This is a genomic window from Mesorhizobium sp. B3-1-9 (assembly GCF_006439595.1).
Lineage (GTDB): Bacteria > Pseudomonadota > Alphaproteobacteria > Rhizobiales > Rhizobiaceae > Mesorhizobium.
Genome location: NZ_VFTJ01000030.1, coordinates 21468 through 39679 on the forward strand (window position 1 = coordinate 21468; position 18212 = coordinate 39679).

Consider the following 18212-nt stretch of genomic DNA (forward strand, 5'->3'; position numbering starts at 1 on the left):
AATTCCGCGCGGCGCCAACACCGCTTGACACCGGAAGCAGTAGACGGTCGATCGCACAGCCGCAGCTTCACCGAAGAGCAGAAGCGGACGATCGTTGCGGAGACCGAGGCCCGGCGCTGTCGTGGCGCAGGTCTGTCGCCGCCATGGCATTGCCACCAGCATGGCCTTCCGCTGGCGCGAAGAGTTCTGCCTGACCGCGCGCAAGGCGCCGGAACTGGCGTTGGTCGAGATCGCCGGTGGAGCAGAAAGCGAGCCGCCGGCGCTCGCCGCATTGCGCGATCTTGTGCGGCCGCCGGTCGGCATGGTGGCGATCGAACTAGATGATGGGCGGCGCGTGTTCGCACCGGCGGGCGCGTGTCTGGCTGCGGTCAAGCGACACTTGGCCGGCAAGGAGAAAGCGTCATGATCGTCGTTCCGGCGGGCGTGAAGGTGCATCTGGCGTTGGTCACACCGACATGCGCAAAGGTCTCGATGGGCTCTCCATGCTGATCCAGGAGCATCTGAAGAAGGATCCCTTTTCGGGTCATCTGTTCGTCTTCCGCGGGAAGAATGCCTCGCTTTTGAAAATCCTTTTTAGGATGGAACGGGACTGTGTCTGTTCACCAAGCGCATGGACCGCGGACAGTTCATGTGGCCGCGCCTGGCCGAACCTGGCGGCTCGGTGGCACTGTCGTCGGCACAACTCGCGATGCTCATCGAAGATGTCGACTGGCGCGCGCCGGAACGCTTCTGGCGACCCATACTGGCTGAAATCGGCGCGCCGGCTGTCGCGAAAAGGCTCACAATCCTTGGGTTGCCGGGCTGTTTGTGATAGAATCGACCGTGTTGGTCGATCTCGAAAACCTGCCGTCCGATCCAGTTCTTCTTCAACGCCTCGTGCGCGACATGGCGGCTGCGGTCGAGAGCCGCGACGGCGAGATCGGGCGGCTTCAGTCGATCATCAAAAAGCTCCAGCGCGCGCAGTTCGGCCGCAGCTCCGAGCGCCTCGATCCCGATCAGCTGCGCTCACCCTGGAAGAGCTCGGCGCCGATATCGCGCGCATCCAGGAGAGCCGTCCGTTTGTCGGCAAGCCGGCGGCCGAGCGGCCGTCGTATCGCAAGCCGCTGCCCGATCAACTGCCGCGCGAGGACGTTCTCGTCGACGTCGACAACATGATCTGCGCGTGCTGCGGCGGCGCTGCTTCGCTGCGTCATTTCCGGGACTAAGTTATCAAACGACTATCCGTTAAATCCACCAGTTGGCGAGGTTTGGTAGGAACCTATGCGTTGAGCCGCACAGGCTATTAGGCGTCGCAAACGATTTTTCGGCGACCGCAACCTGACCGCCGAAGTCCCCTTATGGCAAGCATGGGATCACTTCTCCATCATTATCGAGACGCCGATCCTGCGATCGGAAGAGTGGCTCCGCACCCATCAGATCGGTAAGCCTCCTCAAGCAATGCTAATGCGGCGCGTAATCTGCCCATTGCTCTCCCAGTATGTATGTTTCTTGGCAATGACGGGATCATCCATTGCCGGTTGGACCTGCCCCTTTGTGGTAACCGCTCGGGACGTGACGCTATGCTCGCCAGGTGTTGGGCCCTTCCAATCCAGATACCAGATTACCCACGCGAATTCAGCTTCTTCATCATGGTCGATGGTCGCCTCGAGCCACTGGCCATCATCAATCCTCACCTCGACCTTGGCGATTGGGGCACCCCAGGCCGCACCGCTGATACGGTACCCGGCATCGTTGCGGGTCACTCTGGCAGGTGCCGACTTCACCAACGAACGACCCACCGAGGTCTCCGCCCAAACCGTCTCGCCATTGTGTTCTTCCTCACGGATGGTGACGTAGTTTCGTCCCATCAGCAGGCTCATGAAGCGCGTGTTGCGTATCTCAATGCGCTTGAGCCACTTGACGTTGGCGATGCCATACCAGCCCGGTGCGATGAGCCGCACTGGGAAGCCGTTGGGTGCTGGCAGCGCGACACCATTCATCTCGTAGCACAGGATGTTATTGGGGCTCATTGCATCGGCGAGCGACATGCTGCGGGCGAAATTCTGATGCATCTTAACATCGCGAAAGTCGTCCTTGAGAACGATGTCGCCGACATCAGTGCCCCAAAAAACAACTTCGATGCCGTCTTCCTTCACCCCAGCCTCTTCAAGAATGGCGGCGAGCGGCGTGCCGGCCCAGCGGGCGTTCCCAATGCCCCCGGTAAAAAACGGAAAACCGTGATTGCCCGAGCATTCGACAGTGAAAACCGCCTCTTGGCGCGGCCGCGCCTTGAGGTCGGTAAGCGACAGGCTCAGAGGTTTCTTGACTAGGCCATCGATTTCCAGCTTCCAGGCATTTGCATCAATGGTTGGCCGATCGAAATGAGCGATGCTGAAGAACTTCTCGTTAGGTGTCACCCATGAATCCATGTCCTCCCAGACAAGTTGGGTTTGGATGACCGCAGGAACGGGATTGGGCGCCGGCTGATCCACCCAAGGGATCACGGTTTCACCCGCCCGGCTTGGAAATGCGTGGGCCAACTGTGAATGGAACAACGCTAGCGCCGCGAGTGCCGCGCTGCCTTGACCGATGAATTCGCGTCGCGGAAGGTTATGCATCCTGATTTCTCCTCCAATGAAAAGTTGATTTCTCCTCCAGTATCGCGGCCGGAACCATGGAAAAGGGAGGCCGGCCGAGGCGGGCAATCTTGAGAGCGTGCAAAAATATGCGGGTTAGATGCGCGTGTCTTGGGGCGCAAAATCCGCTCTCAGTCGCTGGCTCCGTCAGGTCATTCCAGCGATCTGTAACTATAGGCGCAATTATGGGCCTTGGACAGTCGATCGCGCCCGACCTTGGCTCGCTGCCGCAAGACCGTCACAGTGGACGGCGGCAGGCGGCACTCCATAGCCCTCGCCGCATCTGAAACCTCACCACTCGCGCACGAGCACGAATGACCAAAGGGCATCTCTCTGCACCCCCAACAGCGGCCGGTACGCGATCGTGTCCCTCTCCGCGTCGCCCGTGACGGGACCCATATTGCGGGCTGGCCCGATGAAAGCGAGCGGCCGATCGCTTTCAGTCTTCACCAAATAGGCGAACGTCTCGTCCTCGGGATCCGCGGCCCGATCCCCGATGTATGTAGGACCGACCATTGAGGAATCGGCTACGGCATCGCCGCAAAGCGCGGTCACGCTGGCAAGCACACTCATCGCCAATGTTAGTTTCGCCATATCATTAACTCCCTTGGTGCTGTGCTAGACTACGGACAGTTTCCCGTTCAGGGTGGTTCGCGGTGGAGAGCATCGGCGATTTCGCGGCGCTAATCCCGAAGAAGCTCCGAATTGATCGCAAAATTTTTCCGAAAGTCTATGATAGGCCATGGCGCCTCTGCTCTTCGCATTCGGTCCTTTTGTGCTTGACGCTGGCAACAGCGCATTATTCGAGCACGGCCTGCCTGTTGCGATTGGAAGCAAACCCCTCGCACTGCTGCAGGCGTTGGTGGAGGCACACGGTCAAGTGGTGCCCAAGGCGGGTTTGATGGACGCTGCCTGGCCGAATACCAACGTGGAAGAAAGCAATCTGACGGTTCAGATCGCCGCCCTTCGGAGACGGCTGCGGGTCTCGGCCGACGGGGAAGAGTGGATCGCGACTTTCCCGCGGGTGGGCTATCGGTTCGCAGGCTCGCTTACCATCCAGGAGCGCGAGGTTCCAATCGTCGACGCCGACCGGACGCTCGAAGCGGACCCCTCGATCGTTGTCTTGCCCTTTGCGAGCATGAGCGTCGATCCGGAGCAGGCACATTTTGCCGACGGTTTGGTGGACGATCTGATCACCGACCTGTCGAAGGTTCCGGGTCTCCTGGTGATCGCAAGCCATTCATCGTTCGCTTTCAAAGCAAGGTCCGCCGATGCGCAATCGATCGCCAAGAAACTGGGCGTCCGCTATGTCGTCGAGGGCAGCGTGCGCCGCGTCGCAGGCCAGGTCCGAATTGGGGTTCGTCTCACTGAGGCGACGATGAACAGATGTCTTTGGGCCGAGCGCTTTGATGGTGATTTGGCCGACGTCTTTCGTCTGCAGGACCAAGTAGTCCGCAAGGTCGTCGCGGCCTTGGCTAGCGTGCTGCCGCTTGGACCAGTGCTCGATGATACGCCCCGGCGCCGGACGACGATCGAAGCGTATGATTTCCTCGTTCGCGGGCGCGTTCTTGTCATGCACTCGCCCTCCGGAAACGATCTTGCTCGTACTCTCCTCACCAAGGCCATCGAGCTCGATCCGAATCTGGCGGAGGCCCACGCATGGCTCGCCGTTTCGCACTACGGCTCGGCGATCCACTACGGGGAGGAGTTTAACGCGAACCAGGCCCTCGGACTCGCTTACGCTCAGAAGGCCATGTCGCTCGATAAAAGTGGTCCTATGGCGCATAGCGTCCTTGGGTATGCTTGGCTCTGCGAGGGCAAACTCGAAGAGGCGGAGTCCGCACTCCAAACGGCACTGCGGATCAACCCGAACCATGCCGACACGATGGTGAACATGGCGAACTTGAGGGTCCTGCAGGGCCAGCCCCACGATGCCGTCGAACTGGCCGAGAATGCTCTCCGACTCAACCCCTATCCGCCGGGTTGGTACTACTGGGACCTCGGGTTCGCGTACTATGCTGCCGGCCAATATACCCAGGCGGTCGGGGTTCTCCGCAAGGAGGCGGTTGGCCGGCTGCCGGCAAAGCGCATCCTTGCTGCGAGCCTGGCGCAACTCGGTCAGCTCACCGAAGCTCACGAGGAAGCCTGCCGGTTCCTTGAGATAAATCCCGGCTTTCTCGCATCTCGGTGGGCAGCTACGCAGCCTTTTAGACGCGATGAAGACCGGCAGCATTTCCTCGACGGTTATATCAAGGCGGGTTTGCCGCTGTAGGCCTAGCCGTCTGCGATACTTTCTCCGGCCCGCGCAGTCGGAATAAGTTAGCCGCTCCGATCTTCCGCGGCCTCCTGCTCCAGCCACGCCCGTCGCCATAGAGATCGCTGCTCTCGACAATCGCACTATACAGTTTGACAGCCATGCGTAGCGCGATGCGCGAGGCGCGCCCTTCGCGGCATCGCTTGCAAAACGGCCCGGAGGTGGCGCGACCGAGACCTCCAGCATAGCCACCCGCGATGCCTGTTTTCGGGCGGAAGCAAAGTTTGTCTCTATGGCCGGCATGCGGCGCGAAGCTGTCACCTAGTAGTTCGCAAAAACCCGCCAAGGCCGCTGCGGCTCTCACCCGACCCGAATGCCCGCACCCCGCAAACTTGGACGCCCGATCTGGAATGCAGCCTTGCTAAGGCGTTCACACGGGAAAACCGGCCTTTCTGAAGCCCGACGTGAAAAGCTCAAGGGCGACTTGATCGGTGAACGGAAGACCTGAAATCAGCCGGACAGTCAGCTCGTGTTTCCTTGTCAGTGCTTCCTCGACCTCAGCGCGCGCCTTCTCCATCTCGCCCAAATGTGCGTATGACGCTGCGAGGAAGGCATGGATGAAGAATTGGTCACCGGCCTTCCGATACGAGCCGACAGCTTCCGAGTACCTTCCAAGCAGGAACAGAGAGCTGCCCTTCACCTCCCAGAACCACACCGGAGGTAACGGTTCGCGCAGGAGCGCGGTTTCGAGCACGTCGAGTGCCGTCTCGGCCCGTCCGCCGTAGTTGAGCCAGCTTGCGTAATCCCCCGCTATATTCACGTCTAGCGGGTTCAACGAGCGCGCTCGCTCAAAATGCACTCCGGCGTCGCTGTGCTGGCGCATGTGTGTAAGCACCAGCCCCATGCTCTGGTGACAGACGCCATCGCTTCTGTCGAGAGAGAGCGCCGTCCGTGCCGAGTCCCAGGCTTTCTGTAGCGTCCGCGGATCATTGTCGTACCAAAATCTGCCGACGAGGGCCTGCGCGAGGAAGGCGTGGGCTTGAGCGAATGTTGGATCGAGATCGACGGACCGGACGAAGAGGGGCTCAGACTTTTCCAGTTCATATCGGTAAAAATGCGCGCGCCCCTGCAGGTAGTAGTCGTATGCATCCCAATCGGCGGGTGGCTTGCGTCTGGTGCGGGTCGCCGATTCGGCCTCCGCTTGCCCTTCGACCATCGAGGCGATAAGCGCCGCAACCTCGTCTTGCAGCGCGAAGATGTCGTTAAGGGCCCGATCGTAGCGTTGGGCCCATAGATGGGTGCCGGTGGCGGCGTCGATCAGTTGTGTGGTAATCCGAATGCGATCACCGAGTTTTCTTATGCTGCCTTCGACGAGATAGCGAACTCCGAGTTTGCGATGTACTTCGGCAATGTCCATTGCCGGATGGCGAAATTGAAAAGACGAATTGCGCGCGATGACGAGGAGGGAGCGAAACCTGGCCAGCTCCGTGATTATGTCCTCGGTTATACCGTCGCTGAGATACTGCTGGTCCTGATCGCCGCCCAGATTGGCAAAAGGCAGCACCGCGATCGAAGGCTTGCCGGACGGCGGTATCGGTTTGTAGGGCGCGCTCGCCACCGGCTTGACAGTCCCGGTGAAGCGGTAGCCGACGCGAGGCACCGTGGCGATCCACTCACCGCCATTATCAGTCGGACCGAGAGCCTTTCTTAGTGTCGCGATTTGAACGGTAAGGTTGCCTTCCTCAACGGCGGTTCCCGGCCAGGCAGCGTCCAGCAGCTCGGCCTTGGTCAGGATCTCGCCGGGCCGTGCCGCAAGCGCAGCAAGCAGCGTCAGCCCCCGATGCCCAACAGCGATCGGGATCTCCTCTCTAAGGAGCGTCCCGATGTCGGGATCGAGTACGAACGGACCAAAAGCGATGCGAGTCCCCTGCATCTAGGCATATTAGACGTTTCGGAAACTTTCGGAAGAGTTTCGGCATCCGGTAAAGCCCCGGGCCGAACTCTCTTGGAAAAGTTGCGTAATCTCCCATCTCCAAGTTCGGCTAGGCCCTCCGGAGCAAATGGTAGGCAAGCCCGCGGCCGACCTGCTTATGTCCATGCCCGGCTCTCCTGGTCAGGATTGCCCCTTAGTTGCGAGAACGACAAAAAACCGCAACCGAGGGCTTGTCCGGCGTCAGCGTTTCTGTCGCTGCACCTCGGACTGTCGGATCAAGGCCACTGGTTGTGAACGCCGGCCCGAGATAGCGATTGCGCGCGGCTCCCCTGATGCGAAAGCACTTGCCGACTTATGGGACAGTTGTGCCGCCGACCAGCTCTTCACCCTGGCAAAAATCCCTGGACGGCTACCTCGACCATCTCGAAATGCAGACAGGCCCGTGCTCTTTCCGTCACTGGATAGAGCACGTGCGCAACCTGGCCGGCAGTGTGTACGGTCGCTGCAACGCTATTGGGACGAAGACGTTCCTGAGTGGAGTGCGGAGCAACACGAGTTCGCGGCGGCTTGGCGGCGCTAACCGAAGTGGATCGTGTCGCGCTCATTGAAGTCTGTCGGCCCCAACGGCATACTTGTCGAGGGTGGCATCGAGGTGGTGATCCGTGGGCTGAAGGCTCAGCACGTTGGGGAGATTGCAGTTGCCGGACCAGATCTGGCGCGAAGCCTGACCGACCTTGGTCTTATTGACGAGTATCGCCCCGTAGTTCTTGGTCGCCGTACGCCATTTTTCGCTGGCCCCCGATCCGCCTTGTGGCCAACGATCTAGTTGGCGAGGACGTGGTTAGGCTGACACAGGTTCCTGCTTAATCGCGCGACTCGCCCGACGGACGACACCGACGCGTCCCGCCGCGCCAAAGCCTGCTGCCGGTTTCGCGACGGCCGATGACAAATCGCATGACGCAGCGTAAGGTTTAGCATCGTGCATGCTTGCTGCGCTCCCAAGGGAGGGGATCATGCTGAGACTTTGGTGCATGGGCGCTGCCGCGGGAGCGATGGCCGCACTCTATGGCGTCCGCGCCGAAGCGCAGGAACTGACGATATTCTGGGCCGAATGGGATCCGGCGAGCTACCTGCAGGAACTTGTGAGCGAGTACACCGCTCAGACAGGCGTCAAAGTCACCGTCGAGACCACTCCTTGGGCGGACTTCATGACCAAGACGTTCGTGGAGCTCAACGGTCATGGGGACGCCTTCGATCTTGTCGTCGGCGACTCGCAATGGCTCGGCACTGCGACTGCCGGCGGGCACTACGTCGATCTGACGTCGTTCGTGCAGGACAACAACCTGAATCAGATCATGCTGCCTGCAACGATGACCCACTATTCGGAATATCCGCAAGGCAGCGGAAGATACTGGTCAGTCCCGCTTGAGGCCGACGCCGTCGGCTGGGCTTACCGCAAGGACTGGTTCGAGGACCCAGCCGAAAAGGAGGCATTCGCGGCCCGGTATGGGTATCAGCTCGCCCCGCCCAAGACCTGGAGCGAAATGCGCGATATTGCGGAGTTCTTCTACCGGCCCGACGACGGTCGCTATGGCATAGCCATCTACGCCTACACTGGCATTGAAACCCTGGTCATGGGCTACGAGAACGCGTTGTTCAGTTTCGGTGGCGATCTCGCCGACTACGCGACATGTCAGGTACAGGGGTTCGTCAACTCGAAGCAGGCCGTCGAAGCGCTGAAAGCCTATCGCGAGCTCTATACGTTCGGTCCGCCTCACTGGGGCGGGAACGGCTTCCAGGAAAAGGAGAACAACCGCGCCATCACCGAGGGACTGACGGCAATGAGCATGAACTTTTTTGCCTTCTTTCCGACGCTCTTGAATCCAGCCGTGAATCCGCACGCGGCAGATACCGGATTCTTCGCAAATCCGGCCGGCCCTCGTGGTGAACGCTTTTCGGCGCTGGGCGGCCAGGGCATTTCGATCGTTTCCTATTCGCAGAAGCGGGATGAATCGATGCGCTTTCTGGAATGGCTTATCCGCGAGGACACCCAGCGGCGGTGGGCGCAACTCGGAGGCTATCCCGCGCACGCCGAGGTTTTAGCTTCCCCTGCGTTCCTGAATGATACGCCCTACAATCGCGCCTTCTTCGAGAGCATGGCGGTCGTCAAGGACTTCTGGACCGAACGCTACTACGGCGAGTTGCTCATCCAGATGAACAACAGGCTTGGGCCCTACGTCGTTGGCGGCCAAGGCGATGCAGCGGAGGTTCTGAACGCGCTGGCCTCCGACTGGGAGGCCACTGTCGCCAAGTACGGCTGCCATTGACGCGATGCTGATCGGCAGCCTTGGAGGGCACGAAGCGGACCGGCAGTTTCGGGCCTCGGATGCGGACCTTCAAGTCGATGAGAGTATCGGCGCCGCCTTAGCTCGCACCAAACATTCGCACAACCTCCAGTCAGTCGTGCTCAGGATGATGCGAGCGTCTTCTCTGTTTGCGCACAATATACGAAAGAAATAAAAGCGGGCGGATCCGGCGGAAGGAATTCCTTCTGATGTTTCCATGCGAGACAGAGGGCGTATGTATCGAACGGTTTCTGCTCTCGCCGTTCTTCAATACCGCCATTTACAAATGTAAGAGAAATAATATGCGCGGTTGCATTCACAATATGGGAATCCGCTTTTGCAGTCGTTTGCGCTGTCAAAAGGAGAGCAAGAGCGATGATAAATCTGGTCCGTTTCATGTCAGCCTCTTGTCGAATCCAGTGCCGCCAGGATGCCTTGGATGCGGCGGCCGAATGGGCTAGGCTAGAGAGCGCGCCATGAGGGTGAAATGTCCCGAAAGGCTCCTGAAATTGACCTGAAATCTGCTGAAACGATCACGTTTCGCGGTTTTGTCTTCCTGCCAAAAAGCAAACAACTCCGAACCGTCGAAGGCAAAGCGGTCAATCTTCGCAGCCAATCCGCGGAGGTGCTCTCCGTGCTCGCGGCGCGACCGGGCGAGATCGTGTCCAAGAATGCGATGATGCAGGCGGTTTGGGTCGATACCTTCGTGACTGACGACAGCCTCACTCAATGCATTGCCGATATTCGCCGCGCCATGGAGGACGAGGCGCACGTGATCGTGGAAACCGTCCCAAAGAGAGGCTACCGGCTGAATGCCGATCCGTCGGACGCGGCAGAACCAAACGCCGCAACCGGCACGGAACGGGCCAAGACACGATTCTCGCGACGCAGTTTCATTCTTGCTGCACTCGTTCTTGTTGCGGCAGCGATCGGCGCATATTACGGCACGGAAGTATGGCGAGCCGCTCCGGTTCCTTCGAACGACATGCCCAGGATTGCAATCCTTCCCTTCGATGACTTCAGTACCGGAGCGGCTAAGGGATATCTCAGCGATGCCGTTGCCGAGGGGATCATCACCGACCTGGCACGAAGCAAGACTTATGCCGTCATCGCCCGGAACTCGAGTTTCAGGTACCGCGACAAGCCGACCGACACCAGGCAGATCGGAGATGAACTCGGGGTCGACTACCTGCTTGAGGGCAGCCAGCAGAAGGTGGGAGACCGGCTGAAAGTGACCGCCCAGTTGCTGAATGCGCATGACGGATCGCATGTCTGGGCCAACACCTACAACCGCGAGATCGGCGATCTTTTCGTCGTCCAGGAGGAAATCATCCGCACGCTTGCGGAACGGGTTGGGCGCAGGATCGAGCGCCCCTTGCCACAGAGCGGTGCCGCCAGGGTCAGCGCGCTCCACTATCACCTGATGGGGATTGCCGAGATCAGAGAGGATTTCTCGGCCGCGAGGAACGAGCGGTTTCGGCAGCTGAACCTCAAGGCGATCGAAGAGGATCCGAACTCGCAGTTCGGCTATATCGGGCTGGCCTGGTCTTATCGCAACGATGCGATATTCGGCTGGCACGAGCAGGAAGCCAACCGTGACGAGGCGTTGAAGCGCGCCGCCGAATACGCCGACAAGGCCATCCTGCTCGCTCCTGATGACGCTGAAGCGCAAAATATCCGCGCCAGCATCCATACCGAAGCCGGCGAGGTCGAGCAGGCCCTTGCCCGGTACGATCAGGCTATCGCCCTGAATCCCAGCAACTCGGATATCCTGGTCCGCAGCACGGATCTGCTACTCTATGTTGGCCATACAGACGAAGCGATCGATCGGATCAAGCAGGCCATGGGCATCGATCCTTTCTACCCAGACGACTTCAACTGGCAGATGGGCTGGGCGCTCTGGGAAAAGAACGATTGCGGGGCCGCGCTGGCGGCGATGCGGAAAATGTCCAGAATCCCGAGCGGCGCGCACCGAATGCTTGCGGGGATCCACGCTTGTCTGGGAAACAAGCGAGAGGCAAAGGAAGCGCTTGCCGTTTTCCTCCAGAACACTCCCAGTGAATCGATCAGTAAAGAACGCAGGGAGTGGGACAAGATTTGGACCGCACCCGGAAGCCTCGACCGCTGGATCGAACACATGCGGTTCGCTGGGTTGCCGGAGTGAACGGCTGCCCGCGGGCGACCCCTCAGAAGACCGACTGATCCGCAAAACACCTTGAAGTCTTTTGTGCTATGAGCGCGGGGTTGCCTTCACAAGAAAGTTGGGTGTGGGATGGCGGGAATTTGCGTGACTACGACTTGCAGCATGGTCATCCGCGATGTCCGCGTCTGGGCGGACACAAAAATTTGCATTAATGGCCGACATCAGGCGCAAAGCGGTCGTCTAAAACATGGCACCTGGGTGTCGTGCTGGCGCGCTGCCAAACGCTACGTGCTAGAAGTCGATGCCTTCAAAGTTGACTGAAAGCCGAATTTAGGCGCGTTGACCTGCTCGCGTTCCCGTTTCGTTTCGAAAGATTTCCGAACCGGACACACCTTTCGACGCGCCGCGACGGTTGCGTTCTCCTCGAACGCAAAAAAACCGCCCCGGTTAGACCGAGGCGGTTATTGATTTATGATAGAATTGGTTGCTGGCACCGGCTTTAACCTGCAAACTTCGCATGAGATTCCTTAGCAGTCGAACGCAGTTGCAACGCGCTCAGACGGAACGGCGCCCTATGGGATTTTCGAGATCGGTCGTTGTGTACATCGCCACAGCTATTTCCACAGCAGCCTTTTCCTTCTCAGTGTGTTGGGCGGGCTCCCACGTTGAAGAGGCCGGATGCTTTCCTTTGATCCGCGCAAACGAAGTGACCATCAAGCTTCAAGCTACATGGGACGGCGTCATCAACAGCAATCCGCGCGTAGTAAGACACTCTGAGGTTCTCTATGAAAACGGCCGGAAATATGAACGAAAGGCGCCGTATGAACGGTGGCGGGGCTCACCTTACTCATTGAATAACAATCGTAATACTGACGGTACGCCTTATCGTTCAAACTGTCGAAGGCTGCGCGAAGAAGTGTTGGGCGGCGTCAACACTGTCGTAATCGCCTATACGAAAACCTTTCAGCGCCCAATCGACGGCAACAGTACCGCTGCATAGGCTGGATCCAGATCCCTGATTACTTAAGCCGAAAGATGATTTGCACGAGTATCGACCTTGCTGATGTAGTCGACCAAAGGCAGACTTGGACGTATCGATCAGATATCAAAGCGCCGGCCAACTGAGTCCAGTCGCACGGCAGCACATACAAGATATCCGCTCCAGAAGCCGCGGCGATGGCAGCAGCGCGTACACCAATCGGCAACCGGCCACCATACCTGTCCAGTTAGCAATGCCTTCAGGGGGGAAGATGCCGCACGCCATTTTGCGCCAGGGCACTGGGCATGACCGAGATGAGAAAGCCCTCTGAATTTGGCCAAGCGGGGCGGCTGCCGTGGCCAGCGGTAACGGCTTATCGACCCGGTCGCGTTTACTCTTGATAGCTCTTGCTCTTGCACAAATATTCTCTTTAAGAGATGCTTAACCCTAAGCCGTGGGAGGGCTTGGGGGTATGAGAGTAAAGGTGTTGATGGCACTTTGTGCCAGCGCCGTGCTGTGCGGCTGTCAGACTAGCAATCAAGCGGACTACGTTCAGATAGGGTTTGGGCCGAGTTTCGACGTCGCCCATGCTCAATGCGAATTGCAAAAACGGTCAGCCGACCAAGGCTATATTGCGATTGGGTCGCCGGCTTTTGTCGCTGGCGCGGGCATAGGCAACGCGCTGGGCAACGCTATCGCTGAAGACAAGTTCATGAGGAACTGTCTCATCATCAACGGCTGGAAACGAGCGCCGCATGGCCAAGCCCCCGCGGCAGCAGCGGCCGTTGCGGCTGGAACCACACCGACACCCTATGGCGTCGCGCGCGCGCCCGGCAGTTGGATTAACACTGCTCTGCTGGACTGGTCAGATGCCGACAAGAAGTGCGTCGCCGGGGACAAGGCTGCCTGTGCCACGCGGGCGCAGCTTGGCACACGCCTGAGAGCGGCCGGCATCAATCCGGCAGCGTCTTAAGGGGCTGCGTCGTCGTGGCCGCAAGGCAGGTCAGGGGATTGGCGTGGCTCGCTTTATTGGGTCTGGTGGCTTGGCATTGGCCTTCTGATCGGCAGACGCCGATGAGCCCAAGCGGCCAGACCGTGACCACTAATGAACGCCTACTTGTCAAATCAACTCCGACGAGTACCCCCACTCCTAACGCGTTTCCGTCATCGCAGCCTTCAATCGCCAGATCCGAACCGCAGCCGGAGCCCAAGATCGCAACGCTTGCGGGTCCAGCCACAGCGATCGACGGTGACACGATAGAGATTGGAGGCACGCGCGTCCGTCTCAACGGCATAGACGCTCCGGAATATGCTCAGCAGTGTGAAGACGCGAAGCACTTCAACTACTCGTGCGGATGGCAGATCACATCAAGCCTGCAGAAGTTCTTGGCCAAATCGAATCCTACAACGTGTGAGTATGTGACCTGGGATCAATACGGCCGGTTTGTCGGGAAGTGTGCGAGGGCGGATGGCGCCGACGTCGCCGATTGGCTCGTCAAGAACGGTCTCGCGCTCGACTGGCCTAAATACAGCTATGGCGCCTATGCCCATCAGCAGGCAGCGGCGAAAGTAGCCAAGCTTGGGCTATGGAAAGGCTTTTTCGACGAGCCATGGACCTGGCGCGCCAAGCAGGCTGAGCAATCAGCCGCAAAGCAGCGCTTGGCCATACCGAATACGCAGGCGGAGTCGTCGGGCTACTCCTGCCAGCCACGGCGAACCTGTTCTCAGATCAGTTCCTGCGACGAAGCGAATTGGTACCTTGCCAACTGTTCTTGGGGCGGCAAGCTCGATCGCGACAAGGACGGTATTCCATGCGAGAGCCAATGCTGACCGACGGAGCGCTCACAGCCGTTTTTGCTGCGGTATTTTCACTTCTGCCAGGGGCTGCGTTTGCAGGTCGAGCATCTGACCTTGTTGAGAGTATTCCGGAGCCCAATCGACTAACCGCGTTTCACTCGATCATTTCGAACGCCTGCAACTGCACAGGCGCGAGCAAGATGATCTTCATGGGTGAATCGGAAGAAGCCGGCTACTGGACCGTCCGCTGCAGCGAGCGGACTATATAGTCGAGGTCAAGAATGCAGGGGAGCTCGAAACCTAGGTGCTTCAATGCTCTCTCGCAGAGGCGCTCGGTTTGCGCTGTTGGCGGCCATTCTAGAAGGTTGCTCGCGTGGACAAACTAAACATAGGCGCTGATAGCGCCACGCAGGTGCCTCACGCAGCCCAGCTGCCGCAACCTGGCGCTTTCAATAATCAATTCGTCCAGGTCGGAATCGGAGAGGCGGTGGCAGCCAGTTTTCTGATAGTCTGAAATTGACACTGAAGCGGTCATACTGTGATTGAAAAGTTTTTGACAGACTGCGATCACGGCGTCGGCGTCAATATTCTTCCAAAGACCATTCGTGGCAGACGCAGCAACGTCTTTGTCTTGGGCTCGCCGGTTATTCACCGTATTCGAAGATACGCAGCATCTGACGGTAAATTTTGCTGCAATTGCTGGCGTCGCGTGTCAAGATGGGTTTGTAACGGGTGGGGTTTGTATATGTACACGGCAATGAGCCAGAAACTGGCGAGCTATGGCCAGTGGACGTATCGCGGCGCGTGGGCACTTGAAATCGTTGCGGCGATTATCGGTCTAGCAACCGGCGTCGCTCTGAGTTACCGCGGCTTTGTTGCCAATGAGGCGGCGGACTCAATGGACCTTGTCCTTGCAAGTGCCCCGTTCTTTATGATCTCGATTGCTGAGCTGACAAAAATCCCAATCGCCACACTTCTGTTCGGCGCCTCGTGGTTTTGGAAACCGGTGATCCTGGCGTTTCTACTCGTATTGGCCGGCATCACTTTTGAGACAGTCCTTCTTGGATTGGAGCGTGCCAGCACGATGCGCGAGGTGCAGTACGCCAACTTCGCCAACCAAACGAAAGCGTTCCAGCAAGAGCTTCAGAATCTCAAGGCTGAAGCCGAGAGCTTGCGAAACACCGACGACGAGGCAAAGGCCCGAAGCGATCTCGAACAGCTCAGTGGATTGGCTGATGCCGAGCGCGACAAATTGCGTGCACGCATAACAGAGGTTGACGAAGAGCTGCAAGCCGCAACCACCCTTTCACCGGCCGCGGCGCAAGCCAAAGTGTCTCTCGAGGAGAAACAAGCAGCGCTGGGCGCGCTCGTGGATCGGCGCGATCGAGAGATAAAGGACGCCGTTGAGCAATTCGAAGGACAGCGGGATAGCTACGTTGATCGCATAAAGAGCGCACGCGAGAAAGGGGACCTTGCGTCGGTCCAGCGCAACGAAGAAGGGCTGAACAAGCTGGCTAACCCGCGGCCCAAAAAGGAAGCCGAGTTCGCGCCGAAATTGGCAGAACTTGAGGTTGCAGTCGCTGCGGCCCGCGCTGAATATGAGAGGTTGCGAAAAAATAGTCCTGCTATGACCCAAGAGGACAAACAGCGTCTTGAGGCTAGGCGCAACGATCTGGAGAAACTTTACGACGACACCGCTGCCGATTGGGATCGAAAGCTTAATGAAGCACGTACTGCGTTAGCAACCGCTCAGGAAGCGGCAACTCGCAAGTCGGAGACGCTCGGGAACAATCAGAAGCGGCAAGACGCGATCATGGCGGAACTGAACCGGTTGGAAAAAGAACGCCTCCCGGTCGCTCGAAACGACCAGATACGCAGGCTGGCAGCTCGTTGGTATGGGGTGAAGCCGGAGGATGTCACAGACGCTCAGGCCGGCACGGTGTCGACCATCTGGTTCGCCTCGCTTGCATTCATCGCTGCATTGGCGGGGCCGATCACAGCGATGGTTGCGCTGGCCCTGCAACGCATCGGCGCACAGCCCGAAGTTCAGCGTGATAGCAAATTCTCGCGTTTGCTACGCCGCATGTTGCTCCGCTGGCGGTGGCGCCGTGTCCGGAACGTACCGGTACAGGTGCCGGTCGACAGAGAAGTCGAAAAGCGCATCGAGGTTCCGGTCGAAGTCGAGAAAGTCGTCAAAGAGATCCTTTATGTCCCGATTCTTACTGACGACCCGGAAGCGTTACGCCGGGTCTTGGATCGGGAACTGCCCCCGGAAGTAGTCGATCTGGTGAAGGTTTCTGCAAAAGGGCAATACGATCGAATAGAGAAAGACCCCCAGCGTGAGCTGCAACTAGACCTTGACGCGCCGACAACGGTGGCGAAACGGGGTAGTAAACGTGCTCGTACGACATAACACCAAGCTTCTCGAACAGGCGGTGGATCTGCAAATCAAACGGTCGGCTATTCCGACCCTGCAGGCGGAAGCCGATGCGCACGACAAGATCGCTCGTGCCAATGCATTTCGGCGACTGGCCAGCGGCGCTGCTATCGCTATTGCCGCCGTTGGGATTGGCATTGGTGTATGGCTGATCTTTGCTCGCGACCGAACGGTGATCCAGTCGGAGCCCCCGGTCGCCCAAAACGAGCCATCAAGCCCCAAAGAGATCCAGCCAAAAGGGGCGAAAAAGTCAGAAGAAAAAATTTCAAGAGACGAGTCAGTCGCGGAGGAAGGAAAGACGGACAAGCCGAAATCGACGTCGACAGAGCAGTCACGGCTTCCTACGGATCCCTCCAATCCAGATACATTCGATTTTGTGAAGTTCGCATATCGCCAAGTGACTTACGCTGGTAGCACTTGGAAACTCGAGTCGGGCCATCATTTTGATAGTGAGAAAGACCCCACTTGGGATACGGCTTGGTGTTACACGCGAAAGCTGGCAAACACCGGAGTTGAAGTCCAGGTAAGCCTTGTCGACAGACTCTCGCCTACGTCGAGGCCCCGGGCACCGGTGTCATCTAGCGAGACACTTGCATCGGTGGGCCTTGATGACAGTTCCGCGCGAGAGCTCGCCAGCCGCTGCCTCTGGCTCGACGAGGCCAGTTTCTCGCCAAGCGATTTCGACATGGACCAGCAGCGGAAAGAAGCAGCAGCCGCGGCCGACGAACTGTCTGCGCAGGACGGATGGGACGCAATCGGAAACGATTTGCCGGGTATGCCCGCCTGGAATGTCTCTCTTGAACAGTGTCAGGCCCAATGCCAAGCGGATCGCCGCTGCTTGGCACTCACCTACGATAAGAAGCACGCCGCCTGTTTTATGAAAAATAACGGGTCGATTCTGGTGAGGAGTCCGGACGCAGTGATGGCGGCGAAGGGAGCCATTAAGGCGAATCTTAAGTACTCTAGTCTTGTTTTCGCCAAGGACACAGTCGTCGTTGGAGAGGCTTACGCGAATGTTCGGAGCAGCTATCCCGACTGTGTGATGGCCTGCGCGGCTGATCAGAGATGTCTCGGCTTCAATTTTGATAGTCCGAACAACATGTGCGCCATGCTCGACACCTTGACATCGTCGTCTGCATTCAAGGGCGTGGCGTCCGGCGTTAAAGCCACCCGAAATTGAATTGGCGCCGATCCGACATCCCGTGCCGAGTCATCCTACGGGGCCAGGAAAATGACCGACCCACGGCGCAAGGTGGCTTCCGGTGAGAACCGCGAGTCGCCTGTGTAGGATGGCGTTGGGATCGGCCGTCGATCACCCGAGTTGAGCCTCAACAATTGATGGCTTTCAGACTTTGCGGTCCGCAAGTGACCAGCTTGCCATCCGAACAGCAGTAGCATGATCCGGCCGCGCTGGGCGCCGGCCGCCGCATCTTCGACCAAGGCGGTTTCGCCCGGCTGAAGCTGCTCGGCTCGAAGCCCCTATGCCAGCGGCATGGTGGTAAGCCGCTACGCTCCGGCAAGGTGATCGGCCTCATTGACGAAGGCTGCGCTGCTTTGCACTCCGGCTGCGCGGCGCTCTAATCGATACACCTGCGGCCAACTGTGGGTCAGGCGTAAACGCAAAAAAACCGTCCCGGTTAGACCGGGACGGTTATTGATTTATGATAAAATTGGTTGCGGGGACAGGATTTGAACCTGTGACCTTCAGG

14 protein-coding genes and 2 pseudogenes are annotated in these 18212 nt (G+C 58.7%); 12 read left to right on the forward strand and 4 right to left on the reverse strand.

The annotated features are described in order from the left end of the window. The first annotated feature begins 160 nt into the window (after positions 1-160). The 3 genes and pseudogenes from FJW07_RS30030 to FJW07_RS30040 all read left to right on the forward strand — a co-directional run bounded on the left by FJW07_RS30030 (position 161) and on the right by FJW07_RS30040 (position 1155). Positions 161-406, forward strand: coding sequence for a hypothetical protein (locus tag FJW07_RS30030; RefSeq protein ID WP_140859753.1), 246 nt, complete (start codon positions 161-163; stop codon positions 404-406). 76 nt (positions 407-482) lie between these two features. Beyond that, positions 483-811, forward strand: a pseudogene (gene tnpB, locus FJW07_RS30035) (IS66 family insertion sequence element accessory protein TnpB). A 14-nt stretch (positions 812-825) separates the two neighbouring features. Next, complete coding sequence (locus FJW07_RS30040) at positions 826-1155, forward strand: hypothetical protein (RefSeq protein WP_140859754.1); 330 nt, start codon at positions 826-828, stop codon at positions 1153-1155. A 275-nt stretch (positions 1156-1430) separates the two neighbouring features. On the opposite strand, the gene FJW07_RS30045 is transcribed toward FJW07_RS30040, so the two are convergent. Together FJW07_RS30045 and FJW07_RS30050 are read right to left on the reverse strand one after the other, a co-directional pair. Then, positions 1431-2597 carry a sulfite oxidase gene (locus FJW07_RS30045; RefSeq protein ID WP_140859757.1) on the reverse strand — a complete coding sequence of 389 codons (1167 nt, stop codon included), beginning with the start codon at positions 2595-2597 and terminating at the stop codon, positions 1431-1433. Between the two features lie 309 nt (positions 2598-2906). Further along, positions 2907-3209 carry a hypothetical protein gene (locus FJW07_RS30050; protein WP_140859763.1) on the reverse strand — a complete coding sequence of 101 codons (303 nt, stop codon included), beginning with the start codon at positions 3207-3209 and terminating at the stop codon, positions 2907-2909. Between the two features lie 148 nt (positions 3210-3357). On the opposite strand from FJW07_RS30050, the gene FJW07_RS30055 reads away from it, so the two are divergent. Next, the gene (locus tag FJW07_RS30055; protein ID WP_140859769.1) at positions 3358-4887 is read left to right on the forward strand and encodes a tetratricopeptide repeat protein; all 1530 of its coding nucleotides are present in this window, start codon (positions 3358-3360) and stop codon (positions 4885-4887) included. Between the two features lie 412 nt (positions 4888-5299). Here FJW07_RS30055 and FJW07_RS30060 read toward each other — a convergent pair whose 3' ends face one another. Continuing rightward, positions 5300-6802 carry a winged helix-turn-helix domain-containing tetratricopeptide repeat protein gene (locus FJW07_RS30060; protein ID WP_140859774.1) on the reverse strand — a complete coding sequence of 501 codons (1503 nt, stop codon included), beginning with the start codon at positions 6800-6802 and terminating at the stop codon, positions 5300-5302. Positions 6803-7230: 428 nt separating this feature from the next. Between FJW07_RS30060 and FJW07_RS32205 the strand changes: the two are divergent. After that, positions 7231-7669 (forward strand): annotated as a pseudogene (locus FJW07_RS32205) (dihydrofolate reductase). Between the two features lie 164 nt (positions 7670-7833). Further along, on the forward strand, positions 7834-9129 hold the full coding sequence (locus FJW07_RS30070; RefSeq protein ID WP_246680908.1) for an extracellular solute-binding protein: 1296 nt from the start codon (positions 7834-7836) through the stop codon (positions 9127-9129). A gap of 140 nt (positions 9130-9269) precedes the next feature. Here the strand turns inward: FJW07_RS30070 and FJW07_RS30075 are convergent, their stop codons facing one another. After that, a complete protein-coding gene (locus tag FJW07_RS30075; RefSeq protein ID WP_140859783.1) occupies positions 9270-9545 on the reverse strand; it encodes a hypothetical protein in 276 nt (91 codons plus the stop codon). An 89-nt stretch (positions 9546-9634) separates the two neighbouring features. On the opposite strand from FJW07_RS30075, the gene FJW07_RS30080 reads away from it, so the two are divergent. The 6 genes from FJW07_RS30080 (at position 9635) to FJW07_RS30105 (ending at position 17683) form a co-directional block, all read left to right on the forward strand. Further along, complete coding sequence (locus FJW07_RS30080; RefSeq protein ID WP_140859789.1) at positions 9635-11311, forward strand: winged helix-turn-helix domain-containing protein; 1677 nt, start codon at positions 9635-9637, stop codon at positions 11309-11311. Between the two features lie 577 nt (positions 11312-11888). Then, positions 11889-12290, forward strand: coding sequence for a hypothetical protein (locus tag FJW07_RS30085; protein ID WP_140859794.1), 402 nt, complete (start codon positions 11889-11891; stop codon positions 12288-12290). A gap of 451 nt (positions 12291-12741) precedes the next feature. Next, positions 12742-13242: a hypothetical protein gene (locus FJW07_RS30090; protein ID WP_181182765.1), complete on the forward strand. Its 501-nt coding sequence runs from the start codon at positions 12742-12744 to the stop codon at positions 13240-13242. A 38-nt stretch (positions 13243-13280) separates the two neighbouring features. Continuing rightward, positions 13281-14099 carry a thermonuclease family protein gene (locus tag FJW07_RS30095; protein ID WP_246680907.1) on the forward strand — a complete coding sequence of 273 codons (819 nt, stop codon included), beginning with the start codon at positions 13281-13283 and terminating at the stop codon, positions 14097-14099. A gap of 724 nt (positions 14100-14823) precedes the next feature. Continuing rightward, positions 14824-16479: a hypothetical protein gene (locus FJW07_RS30100; protein WP_140859808.1), complete on the forward strand. Its 1656-nt coding sequence runs from the start codon at positions 14824-14826 to the stop codon at positions 16477-16479. Then, positions 16463-17683, forward strand: a complete 1221-nt coding sequence (locus tag FJW07_RS30105; protein ID WP_140859814.1) for a PAN domain-containing protein — start codon at positions 16463-16465, stop codon at positions 17681-17683. The genes FJW07_RS30100 and FJW07_RS30105 overlap by 17 nt, the downstream gene beginning before the upstream one ends. Positions 17684-18212 lie beyond the last annotated feature (529 nt).